Annotated in this window: 11 protein-coding genes; 5 read left to right on the top strand and 6 right to left on the bottom strand. The window is 63.8% G+C overall.

Annotated features, from left to right (window positions below; translation table 11 throughout):
- Positions 1-172 precede the first annotated feature (172 nt).
- The 4 genes from FAY22_RS20315 to FAY22_RS20300 all read right to left on the bottom strand — a co-directional run bounded on the left by FAY22_RS20315 (position 173) and on the right by FAY22_RS20300 (position 3,920).
- Positions 173-1,012, bottom strand: coding sequence for a hypothetical protein (locus FAY22_RS20315; RefSeq protein ID WP_146332557.1), 840 nt, complete (start codon positions 1,010-1,012; stop codon positions 173-175).
- A 90-nt stretch (positions 1,013-1,102) separates the two neighbouring features.
- Entirely contained in the window at positions 1,103-1,939 is an 837-nt protein-coding gene (locus tag FAY22_RS20310) for a Sir2 family NAD-dependent protein deacetylase (RefSeq protein ID WP_168204904.1), read from the bottom strand.
- A 25-nt stretch (positions 1,940-1,964) separates the two neighbouring features.
- Positions 1,965-2,633 (bottom strand): HD domain-containing protein, encoded by a 669-nt coding sequence (locus FAY22_RS20305; RefSeq protein ID WP_146332553.1) that lies wholly within the window; start codon positions 2,631-2,633, stop codon positions 1,965-1,967.
- Between the two features lie 66 nt (positions 2,634-2,699).
- Positions 2,700-3,920 (bottom strand): 6-phosphofructokinase, encoded by a 1,221-nt coding sequence (locus FAY22_RS20300; protein WP_146332551.1) that lies wholly within the window; start codon positions 3,918-3,920, stop codon positions 2,700-2,702.
- A gap of 248 nt (positions 3,921-4,168) precedes the next feature.
- Between FAY22_RS20300 and FAY22_RS20295 the strand changes: the two genes are divergently transcribed.
- Entirely contained in the window at positions 4,169-6,883 is a 2,715-nt protein-coding gene (locus tag FAY22_RS20295; protein WP_168204903.1) for an EAL domain-containing protein, read from the top strand.
- 230 nt (positions 6,884-7,113) lie between these two features.
- Positions 7,114-7,599, top strand: a complete 486-nt coding sequence (locus FAY22_RS20290; RefSeq protein WP_146332547.1) for a hypothetical protein — start codon at positions 7,114-7,116, stop codon at positions 7,597-7,599.
- A 134-nt stretch (positions 7,600-7,733) separates the two neighbouring features.
- Here the strand turns inward: FAY22_RS20290 and FAY22_RS20285 are convergent, their stop codons facing one another.
- A complete protein-coding gene (locus FAY22_RS20285; protein WP_246860590.1) occupies positions 7,734-8,567 on the bottom strand; it encodes a Crp/Fnr family transcriptional regulator in 834 nt (277 codons plus the stop codon).
- A gap of 207 nt (positions 8,568-8,774) precedes the next feature.
- Positions 8,775-11,696: a PAS domain S-box protein gene (locus FAY22_RS20280; protein WP_168204902.1), complete on the bottom strand. Its 2,922-nt coding sequence runs from the start codon at positions 11,694-11,696 to the stop codon at positions 8,775-8,777.
- 222 nt (positions 11,697-11,918) lie between these two features.
- Between FAY22_RS20280 and FAY22_RS20275 the strand changes: the two genes are divergently transcribed.
- From FAY22_RS20275 to FAY22_RS20265, 3 genes are all read left to right on the top strand, one after another.
- Positions 11,919-14,042: a bifunctional diguanylate cyclase/phosphodiesterase gene (locus FAY22_RS20275; RefSeq protein ID WP_146332543.1), complete on the top strand. Its 2,124-nt coding sequence runs from the start codon at positions 11,919-11,921 to the stop codon at positions 14,040-14,042.
- Positions 14,043-14,140: 98 nt separating this feature from the next.
- Positions 14,141-15,952 (top strand): alpha/beta hydrolase, encoded by a 1,812-nt coding sequence (locus tag FAY22_RS20270; RefSeq protein ID WP_146332541.1) that lies wholly within the window; start codon positions 14,141-14,143, stop codon positions 15,950-15,952.
- A gap of 283 nt (positions 15,953-16,235) precedes the next feature.
- Positions 16,236-17,273, top strand: a complete 1,038-nt coding sequence (locus FAY22_RS20265; RefSeq protein WP_146333560.1) for a GGDEF domain-containing protein — start codon at positions 16,236-16,238, stop codon at positions 17,271-17,273.
- Positions 17,274-17,293 lie beyond the last annotated feature (20 nt).

Genomic DNA, 17,293 nt, shown 5'->3' with positions numbered 1-17,293 from the left:
GTCGTGGTCACATCGTCCCGGGAAACATGCCGCATGGCGGAAGCGCGCTGCCGATGATTGTCGTTCTCGCAATCTGTCGCCGGTCGATTGCGCCGACTCTAGTGCAGGCGCCGGCGGCCGTCTTGTTCAATGACGACAGCCGCCATGACATGAACGCACAATCAAGTCGCCGTCAGGCCGGACGCCGGGCCTCGTCGAGTGCGGCGGTCAGCGTGGCGACCTGCGCCTTGAGCGCGCTGTTTTCCGCTTCCAGCGCGGCGATTCTGGTCGTCAGCGCGGCACTATCGGCGGACGGCGCCGCCGCTGGCGCCTGGCCTGCCGCTGGTTCGGTCCGGGGCGGCTTGGCTGGGGATTTCGCCTCGCGCACCTGCCTGGCGACCTGCCGCAGCTCCTGTTTCCCGGCCACGACGGCGGCGACCTGCGCCTCGACCGGCAGCTCGGCCACCGCGGCGGCGGCATTGAGCGAGATGGCGCCAGTCCTGACCGCCTCGACCAGTTCGGGCGCGGCGGTTTTCTGGATTTTCTCGATCCGGCTGATCGCATTGCTGCTGATGCCGGCGGCCCTGGCGACATCCTCGCGCGTGCTCAGCGCCGGCTGCGCGGCGGCAGGGGCCGGCGCGGCTTCGGACTGGTTCGCCGGCTCGTTGGCCGGTTGCGGGTCTGCCGGATTTTCCTGCTGCTCCTTGACCCGCGCGGTAAGAATCGCTTTCTTGCGCAATGCGAACATGCCACGCTGGAAATCTGTCACGCTGCGCCGCGCCAGGTGGTTGTCGATCATCCACAGCTGCACGTCTTCCAGCGATGCGAAGCTGTCGTTCTGGACAGTCTTGAAGTCGATCCCGTGCTTCTTGCAGATCGCATAACGGTTATGTCCGTCGATCAGCACGTCGCCCCACAATACCAGCGCGTCGCGGCAGCCTTCGGCGAGAATGCTGCGCTCCAGCGCCGCATATTCGCCAGCGGTCAGCGGGTCGGTATAGGCCCGCAATTCATCGTGAATCCTGATGTTCATTTTTCCTGAATGCCAATAGTCCGGGCACGGCGCCGATCCGGCGCGCCATGCGGGGAACGGAATTGTACCGGCGCGGAAGTGGCAAAGGAATTATTTCGCCCAGGCAGGCAGCCATTGCAGGTACCAGGGAATCGGCCTGCCTTCGATCCGCCGGCGCGCGACCGCGTCGCGCACCAGCACTGGCAGCGCCTCGCGCGCGCCGGCGAACAGCTGCCAGCGCGCGTAGTGCAGGTTCTCGCACCATTCGGGGTTGATGACGCAGATGGCGGCGCCGGCGCGATGCGCGGTTTCGACCACGGCCGCGCCGGGATACATTTCCGCCGGCGTGCCAACCACCAGCACCATGTCGGCCTCGGCGGCCGCCGCTTCCGCCTCGACCATGTCGAGCTGGTCCGGCATTTCGCTCATCCAGACAATGGCCGGGCGCACCTGACCGCCGCAACGCGGGCAGGGCCGGAACAGCACATCGGGGCTGGACACGGTAGCGTGCCAGGAACACTGGGTGCACTTGAGTTCGTCGTAGCGACCGTGCAGGTGCACGACCGCCGAGCAGCCGGCACGCTCCAGCAAGGTGTCCACGTTTTGTGTCACGTGCGTCACCGTCCAGTGCGGTTCCAGCTCCAGCAGCGCGTAGTGGCCGGCATGCGGCTGCGCGGTGTGCAGCCGCATCGCCTGATGCACGTACCAGTCGACCGCGAAGGCCGGGTCGCGCGCGAAACCGGCCGGCGTGGCCACCTTGCGCAGCACGTCGCCGGTCCACAGGTGCTCGCCGGCGCCGCGATAGGTGGGCAGCCCCGAATCGGCCGACATGCCGGCGCCGCTGTACACCACGACGCGCTTGGCATGCGCGAACTGGTCGAGCAACTGGCGATAGCCGGCCGGTTCCAGGCCGAAGGTGGCGGTGGCCGCCGTACTGGGAGTTCTCATGGGGTCGTGCGCAAGTTTGCCGCCATTATCCTCCCGCGCCGGCGGCGGCGCCATCGATCCATTCGTCGACGAAAGTGGCGCGGAACGCGAGCAGCCAGTCGAGCCGCTCCTGCGCAAGCTTGCGCCCGGCCGCTGTGCGCATGCTGGCAGGCAGGCGCGCCAGCTTGACGCCGATGTGGTCGAGGGCATAGGTCCGGTCATCGGGTGCGCGATTGAGCGCCTGCGGGTCGTCCGGATGGGCCAGGGCCGAGGCCATCCGCCCCGCCGTGTAGAACAGCCGCGCCAGCCCGACCGCGCCAAGCGCATCGAGCCGGTCGGCATCCTGCACGATCATGGCTTCGATCGTCGCCGGCGCGATCGCCGCGGAAAAGCTGTGCGCCTCGATCGCATGCGCCACGCCCGGCAGCTTGTCGCCCGGGAATCCGGCCCGCTCAAGCTGGCTGCAGGCGGCTTGAGCGGCCAGGCGGGAAGCGCGGGCGCGGTCGGGGTGGTTCTTCGGCAGGTTGACGAGGTCGTGCAGGTAGCAGGCGGCCAGCACCACCAGCGCATCGGCGTCGGCGTGCCCGGCCAGCAGTTGCCGCGCGACGCGCCAGACGCGATGCAGGTGCTGGAGGTCGTGCGCGCCGTCGTCCTGCTGGCCGGCACCGGCCATGGCGATCAGGCGCGGCTGCCAGTCGCCCAAAATGTCATGCATGAAAAATCCGAATAGAAAACAGGCCGGGCGTCAGGTTACGCTATTTTCCCCGACAGCGCCGCCTTCTCAGCGCGCCGCATTCCTCACCTTGGGCACCGGATTGGGCCGCAGGCGGAACGCGTCCGGCATGCCCGAACCCAGGAGCGGGCGCAGGTACAGACGGAAGGCGTCGGTGATGTCGGTGCCGCCCGGCGCGATGAATTCATCCTCCATCACGCGCGTCTTGCCGGCCACGTCGTCGAGCGCCAGCAACTCGTAGTCGACCGAATAAAAGCCGGTGCGCTTAATCGCGACCGAGCCGTCGCGCTTGCCCCACATCGCGAACTGCACCGCCTTTTCGCCGACCTCGCGCGCCTCGCGCTGGTCGACGTCGGACACGCAGCCGATGAAGGAGCGCTGCAGGTAGCCGAAGGTGTCGCCGCGCACGCGCTTGATGCCGAGCTTGGACTTGATTTCTTCGCACAGCAGGTCGGCCAGCGCGCCGCTGCCGGAGAGCTGCACGTTGCCGTGCTCGTCGCGCTCGATGTCCTTGGCCAGCAGGCTGGCCATCGGCGCGCCCGAGGCATCGTGGATGCCTTCGGAAACGGCGATCACGCAGCGCCCGAAGCGCTGGTAGGTCTGTTTGACGTCGTGCAGGAACTGCTCGATCGCGAAGGTGCGCTCCGGCACGTAGATCAGGTGCGGCCCATCGTCGGGGAATTTCTTGCCCAGCGCGGAGGCGGCCGTCAAAAAGCCGGCATGGCGCCCCATCACCACGCCGACATAGACGCCGGGCAGCGACGCATTGTCGAGATTGGCGCCGGCAAACGCCTGCGCCACGAAGCGTGCGGCCGACGGAAAGCCGGGCGTGTGGTCGTTGCCGACCAGGTCGTTGTCGATCGTCTTCGGAATGTGGATGCAGCGCAGCGGATAGCCGGCCTTTTGCGCTTCCAGGCTGACGATGCGCGTGGTGTCGGCCGAGTCGTTGCCGCCAATGTAGAAAAAATGCTCGATCTCGTGCGCGCGGAGCACTTCGAAAATTTCGTGGCAATACTTCGCGTCCGGCTTGTCGCGGGTGGAACCGAGCGCCGACGACGGCGTGTTGGCCACCAGCTCCAGGTTGTGGCTGGTTTCCTGGGTCAGGTCGTCGAAATCTTCGTTGATGATGCCGCGCACGCCATGGCGTGCGCCGTAGACCCGTTCGACGCCGCGAAAGCGCCGCGCCTCCAGCGCCACGCCGACCAGCGACTGGTTGATCACTGCCGTGGGGCCGCCGCCTTGGGCGACCAGGATTTTTCCGGAAGGCATTTCATTCCTCCTTATCCATTGTTGAGCGTCAAACCCATTGTTCTCGCCAGTATGGCCGAAACGTGCGCAGGAATGGCTGATATTTAGCCAAGGATGCTCAAACCTTTCAGAACGCGATGGCCGGCATTGGCCCGACATATTGTCGGGAGAGATATAGATTTTTGCAATTTCGGCCCTGAATGAGGTTAACGATATTGATTTTTGGTTGTCAAAGTCCTTCCGGCGCACATCACTTTTTCAAATTTTTCATGGCGGCAGCGGAAATCGGCATCGGCAGGCGCTCCAAGCTGAAATCTAATTTCGGCGACTGGCCCTTCCTCAGAAAAAAGCTTGGCCTGCTGCTGCTCTGGCCACTCAAGTCCGTCGTCCTGTGCCTGATCGGCTGGCACCTGCTGTTGGGACAACTGGAGCAGGAAAAATTGGCGACAGAACGCGCCGCGTTGCGCGAGGCCGAAACCTTGAGCCGCGCCTATGCGCAGCACTTGTACCGCGCACTGGAAGCGGTCGATCAGATCACCTTGTACGTGAAGAATGGCTATGAGCTCACGGAGGGCAACTTTCCGCTGGAATCGATGGGCGGTAGCGGGCTGTTCACGGCGCAGGCGGGCTTTTACGTAAGCATCATCGATGCCGCCGGCAACCTGCGTACCAGTACGATTCCGTCCGCCAGCCGCGTCAATATTGCGCAGGAACCCTATTTCAGGGCCCAACTCGACGCGCATGACTTGTTCTACATTGGCACCGCGCGCCTCGGCAATTTTTCGAAAACCCCGGTGGTTCCCTTTACCCGCCGCCTCGAAGATAAAAACGGCAATTTCCGTGGCATTGTCCTGGTGTCGGTGGCGCCTGAGTATTTTATTTCCGGGTACGACAAAGTGGTGCTGAAGGATACCGGCTTCATCGGCATCCTCAGCGCCGACAAGGTGATGCGCCTGGCCCGGATCGGCGACGAGGTGTTTCTTCCCCATAGCGACAAGGCCGCCGTGCTGCATTCACTGCCATTCTCCGCCTCTGCCGGCAGCACAGTTCTGAACGGAAAAGAGTGGTTTGCCGACCAACGCACGCGTTTTGTTGGCTGGCACGCTACTTCCGGTTACAAAATGATCACCGTCGCAGGTATCGATGAGGAAACCGCCCTTGCGCCATATTGGGCGGACCGGAAAGAGTCGCTCAGGCAAGGCTGGTGGGCAACGGCCTTGCTAGCGCTGGTGACGTTGATTGCAATGCTCGTGACGCTGCACATTATGTGGCGGCGGCATGAGTTGCTGGTGATGCAATCCACTTACCGAATAGCAACGGAAGTCGGCAACGACGGTTTCCTCATTGCGCATCCGGTCTATGGCACCAACGAGAGAATCGACGACTTTGAAATCATCGACTGCAACGAACGCGGCGCGAACCTCTTGCGTTATCGCCGGGAAGAACTTATCGGCCAAAAGATTTCCCTGATGTACCAAGGCGTGGCTGCCGAGCGCGCCATGCGCATGCTGTGCCGGGCGATGAAAACACGCTTCTACGAGGGCGAATCCGAAATGGCTGCCCTCGGGGTGGAGAACGGTCCCAAATGGCTGCATATCCGCATCTCCCGCCCGAACGACGATCTGGCAATCACCCTGCGCGACATTAGTCAGTTAAAAACCCATGTGGCCGAGCTGGAACGCCGCGGCAATGAGGATGCGCTGACCGGGCTGCCCAACCGGCACTGGCTCAATTCCTACCTGCCGCGTGCTGTCGACCAGGCCGCCATCGCACGCCGCATGATCGCGCTGCTGTTCATTGACCTCGACGGATTCAAGGCGGTCAACGACACGATGGGGCACAGCGCCGGCGACGACATCCTGCGCAACGCGGCGCAGCGGCTGCGCGACGCGACCCGGCCGCACGACCACGTGGTGCGCATCGGCGGCGACGAGTTTCTCGTCATTCTCGAACGCATCGGTCACGCATTGGATGCCGCACACGTAGCCGACCGCATCTTGGACGCCTTCCGCACCGAGTTTCGCATCACCCAGGGCACGCGCTCGATCGGCGCGTCAATCGGGATCAGCCTGTATCCGATCAACGGCACGGACGCCAACACGCTGCTCAACAATGCCGACATCGCGATGTATTCAGTCAAGACCACTGGCAAAGGCACCTACCGCTTCTTCGACCAGCAATACTCGGAAGCCATCCTCCAGCGCCATCGCAACGAGGCGGAACTCCGCCATGCGCTGGAATACGACCAGTTCGTGATGTACTTCCAGCCGCGCGTGGACGTTTCCACCGGCATCACGTCCAGCATGGAAGCGCTGGTGCGCTGGGCGCATCCGACGCGCGGCATCGTCGGCCCGAACGAATTCATTCCGCTGGCGGAAGAAACCGGACTCATCATATCGCTTGGCGAACAGGTGATCGAAAAAGTCTTTGCCCAGGTCGCCAGCTGGGCAAAGCAAGGCCAGGAATTGGTGCCGGTGTCGATTAATGTCTCTGCCAAGCAATTCCGCGAATCGAACGTCGTGAAGACCCTTTCCGCCTGCCTGTCCCGCTATCGCATCGATCCTGCGCTAATCGAAATCGAACTGACCGAATCGTCAATGATCGAGGAAGGCCAGAACGTGGTGGAAACCCTGAAGGCGATCCAGCAGATGGGCATGAAGCTGCTGGTCGATGATTTCGGCACCGGTTACTCGTCGCTGTCGCAACTGCAGCGGCTCGACTTCGACGTGATCAAGGTCGACCGCGCATTCACGAAAGACATGGCAAACTCCACCGGCGGCACCGCCCTCATCACCGCCATCATCACCATGGCGCACGCACTGGGCATGCGGGTGGTGGCCGAAGGCGTCGAATCGATCGAGCAAATCATCGCGCTCAAGCGCTTGCGTTGCGACGAGGTGCAAGGCTTCTTCATCTCGCATCCGCTGCCGCCGTCCGACACGCAGCCGATCCTCCCGCGCTGGTTCTTCCCGTCGACGGCATGATGCCGGGCGCGCGCCATCTCGATCTCGCGCCGTGTCATTCGAACGCATATCGTCGGCTGTGCGCCACGGCATGCCGTTTTCCAAGAAGCAGACATGATGATTGCGGTAAATCTAATGCGGAGGGCAAACGCTCTGCGGGCTTTTTTGTCTATTGCAGAAAAACTTCGTGAAACGCACATACGTTTCCGCGTCAAACTTGCCCACTGCAATCCACACCGAAAGGATCCGCGATGAACACCAGCCCCGACTATGAACTGCTCAAGGACGCCTATGCCATTATCGATGGCATTCCCGAAACCGCGATCGCGCTCGGCAGCCTGCAAACGGCCAAGGGTGAATCGTTGGCGCAAGGCACTATCTGCTCGCCCGCCGGCTGGCTTGCCCAACATCCACGCTTTACCGCGCTCGGGTTGTCGCTCTCGAACGACGGCATGCGCCTGCGCTACCAAGACGAATCGGTGCCAAGCGGCGCAGAGGCGCAGATCATGGCGCGCATTTTCAGCCTGCAGCCGACCGAGGCCGACTATCTGTTTGGCAACCGGGAAACCTATTCCCTCGGCGACGACTCCGGCCTGAGCGACAAGCGGCTGTGGCTGCGCGAGGTGCGCGAGTTCCTGCAGCGGCGCGGGCAGCTCGACAAGGAATTCGAGGAGCGGCTGGAAACCCGTATGCCGTTTGCGGAACCGGTCAACCCGGCGGAGATCCGGGCGCTGTGACTGCTTGCCGGCGGGGCCGCCTGCGGGCAGCCGCGCCGGGCCGCTGAGCGTCTACTGAAGCGCCGCTGAATCGTTACCCCGAGACGTTGCCGCCGCATGTCGACGGCAAAGGTTTGCGCGAGCCGCGCGGGTTCTTAGATGGCGGCGAGCTGGTCCGGCCCCTGGGTGGCGAGCGCAGCGGCCTGCTTGGTGCGTCCGCGCGATGGCGGCAGGCGGCGCAGCGTGCGCAATGCCGCACAATCCTTGATTTCGATGGCCCGCTGGTCGACCGTGATCAGGCCCATTTCATTGAAGGCCGACAGCGTGCGGCTGACCGTCTCCAGCGTCAGGCCGAGATAGCTGCCGATTTCGTGGCGCGTCATGCGCAGGTTGAACTGCCGCCCCGAATAGCCCATCTCGGTAAACCGCTCCGACAGACTCACCAGGAAGCGGGCCACGCGCGCCTCGGCCGACAGCGAGCCGAGCATGCTCACCATGGCCTGTTCACGGATCAGTTCGCGACTCATGACGGAATAGATCGCCGTTTCCAGTTCCGGGTGGAGCTTGCCGATCGACGTGAATTTCTTGAACGGCACTAGGATGATGTCGCAGTTGGAGAGCGCGACCGCTTCCGATTCGTAGCGCTTGCCGTGGATGCCGTCCACGCCGAACAGGTCGCCTTTCATCGGGAAGCTCAATACCTGCTCGTTGCCGAACACATCGATGGCCACCGTCTTGAGGAAACCGGAATTGACGATGTACAGCATGTCGAACGGCTGCCCGATGGTATGGATGCGCTGGCCGGCCTTGAACTGCACATGCTGGAAGAGCGTGTCGTGCTGCCCGTAGGCGGCGTCGTCGGGAATGCGCAGCAGGCTGCACACTTCCTTGAGCGTCGACCACAGCCGGGAGGTACGCTGTAATCCGGTGTCGGCAAGAAGCGCCGGATTGACCGATACGGAGGAAAAATCGGCGATGTGATTGTGCAAGGCGGTCTCCTGATGGTGTGGTTGGGTGGAGCGGGAGGGGAATGCGGCTTGTCGGCCACGCGCATCGGTGGCGAAGCACAGCAGCGGCAAGCCGATGCGGCAGTATCGCAATCCCGCGCCCGTTCCACCATCCGCATGTGGCTGAAAATCAGCGTCAGCGAATCAACGAACGACGTAGGACATTTCCGAGTCATACTTTTTGCGCGGTTAATGCAGCTCCAGTGCTCCCGCCGCATCGGCGCCGCCCCAGCGGTTGATGCGTGCCCAGCTCCCCGAGAGCATCAGCTCCTCGATCTTGTCCGCCGGCAGCGGAGGGCTGAAGATGAAGCCTTGCGCGCTGGTACAGTCGCGCGCCTTCAGGTAGGCCAGCTGCTCGGCCGTTTCCACGCCGCCGGCGGCGACCTTGATGCCAAGGTTGTGGGCCAGGCTGATGATGGCCGAGGCGATGGCAGAATCCTCGCGCCGGTGCGGCAGGTGCTGCACGAAAGCCTTGTCGATTTTCAGCGCATCGATCCGGAAATCCTTCAGGTCCACCAGCGCGGTGGCGCCAGTGCCGAAATTATCGATCGTCACGCGCATGCCGAGCGCGCGCAGCTCGCTCAGCTGCGCCTTGATTTCCGGGTGCCGCGCCAGCAGCGCTTCCGGCACTTCCAGCTCCAGGCTGGAATAGGCGACACCGGCTTCGTCGGCGATGGCCGGTATCTTGGTGACGAACTTCGGATCGCGGAACTGGCGCGCCGAACAGTTGATCGACAGGCTCAGCTCGCTCAGGCCGTGCAGTTGCCATTCTCGCAATTGCCGGCAGGAGCGCCGCAGCACCCATTCGCCGATCTCGACGATCAGGCCGCTGTCTTCGGCGATGTCCAAAAAGTCCTGCGGCAGCACCAGCTCCATCTCGGTCGCCTTCCAGCGCAAGAGCGCCTCCACCGTCGATATCTTCCAGCTGTCGAGTTCGACCTGCGGCAGGTAGTGCAGCTCGAACTGCTCGTGCAGCAGCGCGCTGCGCAGGGCCGCCTCGCGGTCCTTCTTCCAGGCCTGCTCGGCAAACAGGTCCGGCGTGTAGAACTGATAGGTGTGGCGGCCCGCGTTTTTCGCGCGGTACAGCGCCAGGTCGGCGCGCTTGATCAAGTCGACCGAGTTGCGCGCGTCATCCGGATACAGGCTGATGCCGATGCTGGTGCCGCTGATGACTTCATGCGACTCGATCAGGTACGGCCGGCCCATTTCGAGGATCAGCTTCCTGGCGAGGGTTTCGGATGCATCCGGCTGCGTGACATCCTTCTGGATGATCACGAATTCGTCGCCGCCCAGGCGCGCGACAAAGTCGGTTTCGCGCACCGACGACAGGATGCGCAAGGCCACTTCCTTCAACAGCAGGTCGCCGGCGTGGTGGCCGAGCGTGTCGTTGACCTGCTTGAAGCGGTCCAGGTCGAGCAGCAGCACCGCCAGCGGCACGTCATTGCGCTCCGACAGCGCGATCGACTTGTGCAGCTGGTTGCTGAAGTACACGCGGTTGGGCAGGCCGGTCAATCCGTCGTGATTGGCCAGGAACTGCGTCTGCTCCTCGTCCAGGTGGCGCCGGGTGTGGTCGCGCATGATCTTCACGAAGCCGCGCAGCGGGCCGCCCTCGTGCCATAGCGGCGCGACCACGCCGGCGGCCCAGAAGCGCGTGCCGTCGCGCCGCAGGTGCCAGCGCTCGTTGTCGGCACGGCCGGCGTTCCGCGCTTCGTCCAGCTCGCGCTCGGACTCGCCGCACTCGCGGTCTTCCGGCGTAAACAGGCGCGCGATATTCTGGCCGATGGCTTCCTGCGCCGAGAAGCCGAACATGATCTGCGCGCCGGAATTCCAGCTCAGGATGCCGCCGTCCGGATCCAGCATCACGATGGCGTAGTCGGTCGACGCCTCCACCAGGGCGCGGAAATCCTGCTGCGACGCGCGCAGCGCGCGCTCGGTCTGGCGCGCTTGCGTGACGTCGGTGTTGATTTCCAGGTAACGCGACGGCCCCGATTCGTTGACTTCCAGCGCCCACTGGCTGAACACGGTGATTTCCTTGCCGGCCTTGCTGACGTGGATCAGTTCACCTTCCCAGTACTGCTGCTCGCGCACGATGGCACGGATGCGCTCGAGCGGCGTGAAAAATTGCGTCCGGAGCAGGACATGGCTGACGGTGCCGGTCGCCTCTTCCCTGCTGTAGCCGTACAGCTTTTCCGCGCTGCGGTTCCAGTACGTGACGACGTCATCCATGGTGCGCACCATGATCGCGTCATGCGCCAGGTCGAGCAGGCTGGCCTGTTCCTGCAGGCGGCGCGCCTGCAACGCAGCCGCTTCCCCATTGCGGCGCAGCTCGGTAACGTCGTGGAACACCACCACGCCGCCGGCGGGCGCGCCATGCTCATCGGCCAGCGGGCGCGCATTGCAGTTGACCCAGATGCCGTCGGACGCGGCGGCGTGGCGCACGAGCGCAAGCAGGCCGTCGACCGCTTCGCCGCGCAGCGCGCGCGCCATCGGCCGCTCGCTCTCCGGGTATTCGCTCTTTCCGTCCGGCTGCAGCAGCTGGAAGGAAAGATAGGAATGTTCCGGTGCGTGGTCGGCCGAACGGAGGTTAAGCAGGCGCTGCGCGGCCGGATTCACCAGAACGAGTTGTCCGGACGGATCGGCGACGGTGACGGCGGCGGCCATGCTGTCGATGATCGAGCGGGTGATGTTGGCTTGACGGCGCACTTCATCCTCCAGCGCGCGCCGCTCCGAAATGTCGCGCAGCGAAGCGAAGAAAATCACCCGCTCGGACGAGCGGATCGGCGTCACCGTCAGCTCGATCGGAATTTCGCGCTGGTCCCGATGGCAGGCGATAATCTCGACGCGGCGGCTCAGGAAGCGCCCGCTGCCGTCGGCCAGATAGCGCCGCATGCCTTCCAGGTGGGCGGCGCGGTAACGCTGCGGGATGATGGTATCGACCAGAGGGCGGCCGAGCACTTCCTGCTTGCTCCAGCCGAAGGTATTTTCCGCCTGCACGCTCCAGTCGAGAATGTTGCTTTGCTGATCGATGGCAATGAATGCGTCGAGCGCATTGTCGATGATCAGGCGATAGAGGTTTTCAGCCTGTTGTGCTTCTTGGAACAGAAGTTTCATGAATGGGTTTTCGTGGCCGCGTACGCACTGATAGCGATCTGACATCGTTGCTTCCGCCAAGTTTCGCGGGGAAATCCCGGCACCCTTCTTGCAACCGCCAATCACCCATTCAGGTTAACCATCTGACATAACGCATACCGCCCTGCATTTGCTGCGACGCGGCGAAACCGCACCACGTTTTTCGGGTCTTATTGACAAACACTCCACTGGACGTGACACGCCATGTTCCTCGACAAATCCGCAGGCGACATCCAGGACCGCTACCGGGAGCTGGTGGACATCCTGGATCGGATACCTATAGGCATCCTGGTCGCAGGCAGCGGCTCGGGAGAATTGCTTCTCCTGAACCGGGCCGGAGCCGAACTGCTGGAGCATCCGCCTTCCCCCGGCCGCGCCGAGGACTACGCGACGCATTTTCGGGCGATTCATGAGGATGGTTCGCCCTATACGGACGAGGAATATCCACTAGTTCGGGCCTTGAAGGGCGAGACGGTATATCCGGAAGAAATGTTGTATGTGCGCGGCGACGGCCGCCGCGGCTGTCTGCAAGTCACCGCCTCGCCCGTCAGGGACGAGCAGGGCCGCACGACCAGGGTGATCGAAACGCTATGCGACGTATCGCGCGAGTGGCAGGCGCGGCAGCAACGCACGCAGGCCCACTTGGCCGACTTGGAAACCAAGCTGCGCCTGGCCGCCGAGATCGCCGGGCTCGGCTTCTGGGAGTGGGACGTCCGCAACAACGAAACGTATTTCTCGCCGCAATGGAAGCGCCATCTTGGCTACCGCGACGACGAACTGCCGAACCGCTACGAGGAATGGGAATCGCGCGTGCATCCAGCCGACCGCGCACGCGTACTCGCCGGCCTGGAAAGCGAGTTGCGGAGCGGCGCCAGCGACTACCAGGTGCAATTCCGGATGCAGCACCGCGACGGTTCCTACCGCTGGATCGAAGCCAGGGCGCAGGTTCAGCGCGACGCGCAGGGGCAGCCGCTGCGCATGGTCGGCACCCACATCGACATTTCCGACCACAAGGAGCGCGAGGAACAGGTGCGGCTGACGGCGCAGCACGACCGCCTGACCGGCCTGCCCAACCGCGCCCTGACGTTCGAACTGGCCGAACAGTCGCTGTCGGCCGCGCACCGCAGCGGGAAAATGTGCGCCGCGCTGTTCCTCGACCTGGACGGCTTCAAGCCGATCAACGATACCTACGGTCACCATATCGGCGACGAAGTGCTGAAGGAGGTCGCGCAGCGACTGAAGGGCGCGTTCCGCGCGCAGGACACGGTGGGACGCATCGGCGGCGACGAATTCCTGGTCGTGCTTACCCAGGTCGATGCGGCGCCGGGCGCGGTGCATGCCGCCACCCACGTGCTGCATCATCTCAGCCTGCCGTATCACATCGGCGACCTGGTGCTGCGCTCGTCGCCCAGCATCGGCATCAGCATGTATCCGCAAGACGGCACCGATATCGAAACGCTGGTGCGGCATGCCGACGCCGCCATGTACGAGGTCAAGCAGCATGGCAAGGCGGGTTACCGCTTCTACGCCGACAGCGGCACCATGCAGCCGGACGCGATGCAGCTGCAGCACCGCCTGCGCGAAAGCATGGCGCACCAGAGCCTGCAGCTGTATTTCCAGCCGATGGTGAACCTGTCCACGCGGCAGGTGATCGCGGCCGAGGCGCTGCTGCGCTGGCCAACGCCGCAAGGCGTGGCGATGTCACCCGACATGTTCGTGGCGATCGCCGAGCAAAGCGGCTTCATCGACGAGCTGAGCAACTGGGTGCTGCAGGCGGCCTGCGCCCAGCATGACGAGTGGAAGCGGCAAGGATTGCCGGCGATCGACATCGGCATCAACCTGTCGCCGTCCCAGCTGCGCGAAGCCGGGCTGCCGGACGCCATCCTGCAGCAGATCGCGCGCTGCCCGATCGAACCGGATCACCTCTGGATCGAAATCAGCGACCGCGCCTTGAACGGCGGCACGCAATACGCGCTGGCCGCGCTCGACCGGCTCAAGGCATTGGGCGTGCGTATCGCGCTGGACGACTTCGGAGCCGGTTACCTGACGCTGGAACAGCTGAGCCGGCTGCCGTTCGACCGGGTCAAGATCGACCGCACCCTGATCACGGCGCTGCCACATGACAAGGCCTGCGCGGCGGTGACCGAAGCCGCCATTTCGTTCGGCAATTCGCTCGGCATCGAAGTGGTCGCCGAAGGACTGGAGTCGCAGCAGGCGCTCCAGTTTCTGCAGGAGCGCGATTGCCATTACGCGCAAGGATTTTATTTGGCCAGGCCGATGCCCGGCCCCCAGTTCGCGGAATGGTACAGCCATGCCGGATTGCATTGACAGGCTGTCCAGCCGCCCCACGGTGCCGCCGCACCGTGTCATCACGACGTTCGGGGAGTTCGCCGCCGGCGGTCCGGCACCCCTGCCTGGAGAAAAGCATGGACAGAGTCCGTCCCGACTTCAACGCCGCTAGCCCGGCCGGCCAGCATGCCGCGTCGCACTTCACGCATTTGCCGTGGAGCGTACCCGACATCGAACCCCCGGCCACCATCGACCGTCTGCTGCATGCCGCGAGCGGGCGCCTGAGCGGCGGCCTGTCGCCGGTCAGCCTGGCGCTCGCCTACGCGGACTGGGCGCTGCACTTGGCGGAGTCACCCGGAAAGTGGCAGCGGCTGGCGGAAAAGGCGGTGCGCAAGGCGGCGCGCTTCAACATCTACGCGGCCCACGTGCTGAACAACGCCCAGACCGAGCCCTGCATCGAGCCCTTGCCGCAGGACCGGCGCTTTCGCAACGATGCTTGGCGGCGCTGGCCATTCAACCTGATCTACCAGGGCTTTTTGTTGCACCAGCAATGGTGGCACAACGTCACCACCGGCCTGGGCGGCGTGTCGCCGCACCATGAGCAGGTCGTGTCGTTCGTGGCGCGCCAGTTGCTGGACATGGTGTCGCCGGTAAACTACATCGCGACCAATCCGGAAGTGCTCGACGCGACCGCGCGCGAAGGCGGACGCAACCTGCTGCGCGGCTTCATGAATTTCATCGAAGACCTGGAACGCAATATGGGCGACAAGCCGCCGCAGGGCACCGAGGATTTCCAGCCGGGCAAGCAGGTCGCAATCACGCCGGGACAGGTGGTGTACAGCAACCGCCTGATCGAGCTGATCCAGTATTCCGCCGCCACGCCCGAAGTGCATGCGGAACCGGTCCTGATCGTGCCTGCCTGGATCATGAAGTACTACATCCTCGACCTGTCGCCGCACAACTCGCTGGTGAAATACCTGGTCGAGCGCGGCCATACCGTGTTCATGATTTCCTGGCACAACCCGACCGAGAACGACCGCGACCTCGACATGGAAGACTACTTGCGCCTGGGCGTGCTGGAAGCGCTCAACGCGGTGCAGGCGATCGTGCCCGGCAAGAAGATCAACACCGTCGGCTATTGCATCGGCGGCACCCTGCTGTCGATGGCCGCCGCTTACATGGCGCAGGTGGGCGATGAGCGCCTGAACACGATCACGCTGCTGGCTGCGCAAACCGACTTCACCGAGGCCGGCGAACTGATGCTGTTCATCGACGACAGCCAGCTGAACTACCTGGAAGACATCATGTGGAAGCAAGGCTATCTGGACAACCGCCAGATGGCCGGCGCCTTCCAGCTGCTGCGCTCGCACGACCTGGTGTGGTCGCTGGTGGTGCAGCAGTACCTGCTCGGCGGGCGCCAGACCCTGACCGACCTGATGGCCTGGAATGCCGACGCCACGCGCATGCCCTACCGCATGCACAGCGAATACCTGCACCGGCTCTTCTTGCGCAACGACCTGGTCGCGGGTCGCTACAAGATCAACGGCCGGACGATTTCGCTGGGCGACATCAGCGCACCGATATTCGCAGTGGCGACCGAAACCGACCATGTCGCGCCGTGGAAATCGGTCTACAAGATCAACCTGATCGCCGACCCGGACGTGACCTTCCTGCTGACCAACGGCGGGCACAACGCCGGCATCGTCAGCCAGCCCGGCCACAAGGGCCGGCACTACCGGCTGGCGCACCGCCCGTCCGGCACCAACTACATCGACCCGGAAACCTGGTTCCTGTCCAACCAGCAGATCGAGGGCTCGTGGTGGCCGGCCTGGGCCGACTGGCTGGAGCGGCATGCCAGCGGCCAGAGTGCGCCGCCAACCATGGGCGCGCCGCACAGGGGATATGCACCGCTGATGGCCGCGCCCGGCAGTTACGTGCTGGAGCGGTAAGACGCCGGCCGGCCCTCGGCCCGGCCGGCGCCGCGCATGGCGTAAACGAGACAGCCTGCAAAAATTCAGCCGATTCGGGATAGAATAGAAAAATAGCCTAAATGAAATAAAAAATAGTACCTGTCCGGCCGTCATTGTGCGGCACAACAAAAACAGGACTGAGACAAAGCCCCTCGCTCATACGGATTCGATAAAGCCCTTCCATGCAGAACCCGTCCAGTACCCTCTTCCGGCCGCGCGCGGCCGGCGTCCTGCTGCCGCGCAGACGGGGAGCGTGACCGCCATGGAAGCGCTGCTCAAGCACCTGATCGACATCACCTGCCAGCGCGACCACGCGCTGCTGGACAGCTCGGTGGCGTCGGCGCTGCATGAACTGGTCGGCGCCAAGCAGGTGCGGGTGCACGAACTGTTCCGCTTTCGTGACGAACTGTTTGTCCGCCCGCGAGTCTGGATCCAGGACGGCGAGGTGGTGTCGTGCGAGGACAGCCTGACGGCCGATCATTCCGGCGAAGCGATCAGCAAGTATCCGGCGCTGGTCGACAGCATCAAGGACCGCGCGACCTGCAGGGAAGAGATCACTGCGGACGGCGACCGGGTCCTGTGGCTGCCGGTCTGGCTGAACGACAAGGTCAGCACCTGCATCGAGGTGATCAACCCGACGCCGTACAGCGGCGACACGCTGCACATGATCGAAGGGATCATGTGCGTGTACCGCAATTACCAGAACATCCTCGATTACAGCGAGCGCGACTCGCTCACCGGCCTGCTCAACCGCAAAACTTTCGACGAAAAGTTTTCCAGGCTGCTGGCCAGCAGCAGCTCCGACGCCACGCCGGAGAACCAGGAAGACCGCCGCCACCACCACACCGACGGCATCGGCCAGTGGCTGGCCGTGGTCGACATCGACCATTTCAAACGCGTCAACGACCAGTTCGGCCACTTGTACGGCGACGAAGTGCTAATTTTGGTCGCCAACCTGCTGCGTTCCTCATTCCGCGCGCAAGACCGGGTGTTCCGTTTCGGCGGCGAGGAATTCGTGGTGCTGTTGCGCTCGACCACCCTGGAGCAGGCACACCATATCTTCGAACGCTTTCGCACCAATGTCGAAAAGCATGAATTCCCGCAAGTGGGCAAGGTGACCGTCAGCCTGGGCTTCGCCAGCATTTCGACCGAGTCGCCGGTGGTCATCCTCGGGCACGCCGACCAGGCGCTGTACTACGCCAAGGAAAACGGCCGCAACCGCGTGTGCCACTACGACGAACTCGTCAGCAGCGGCCTGCTGCATTCGGAAGTGTCGAACGACGAAGTCGAGTTCTTCTGACGCAGGGCGGGCCGAGACCC

It is taken from the genome of Noviherbaspirillum sp. UKPF54 (genome assembly GCF_007874125.1).
Lineage (GTDB): Bacteria > Pseudomonadota > Gammaproteobacteria > Burkholderiales > Burkholderiaceae_D > Noviherbaspirillum.
This window is presented reverse-complemented; position numbering and strand designations above follow the sequence as displayed.

Bases quoted from the DNA above. Each gene is read 5' to 3' on its own strand.
- FAY22_RS20315 (WP_146332557.1), bottom strand. From the start codon at position 1,012: ATGAACATCAGGATTCACGATGAATTGCGGGCCTATACCGACCCGCTG.
- FAY22_RS20270 (WP_146332541.1), top strand. From the start codon at position 14,141: ATGGACAGAGTCCGTCCCGACTTCAACGCCGCTAGCCCGGCCGGCCAG.
- FAY22_RS20305 (WP_146332553.1), bottom strand. From the start codon at position 2,633: ATGCATGACATTTTGGGCGACTGGCAGCCGCGCCTGATCGCCATGGCC.
- FAY22_RS20290 (WP_146332547.1), top strand. From the start codon at position 7,114: ATGAACACCAGCCCCGACTATGAACTGCTCAAGGACGCCTATGCCATT.
- FAY22_RS20275 (WP_146332543.1), top strand. From the start codon at position 11,919: ATGTTCCTCGACAAATCCGCAGGCGACATCCAGGACCGCTACCGGGAG.
- FAY22_RS20280 (WP_168204902.1), bottom strand. From the start codon at position 11,696: ATGAAACTTCTGTTCCAAGAAGCACAACAGGCTGAAAACCTCTATCGC.
- FAY22_RS20300 (WP_146332551.1), bottom strand. From the start codon at position 3,920: ATGCCTTCCGGAAAAATCCTGGTCGCCCAAGGCGGCGGCCCCACGGCA.
- FAY22_RS20265 (WP_146333560.1), top strand. From the start codon at position 16,236: ATGGAAGCGCTGCTCAAGCACCTGATCGACATCACCTGCCAGCGCGAC.
- FAY22_RS20310 (WP_168204904.1), bottom strand. From the start codon at position 1,939: ATGAGAACTCCCAGTACGGCGGCCACCGCCACCTTCGGCCTGGAACCG.
- FAY22_RS20295 (WP_168204903.1), top strand. From the start codon at position 4,169: ATGGCGGCAGCGGAAATCGGCATCGGCAGGCGCTCCAAGCTGAAATCT.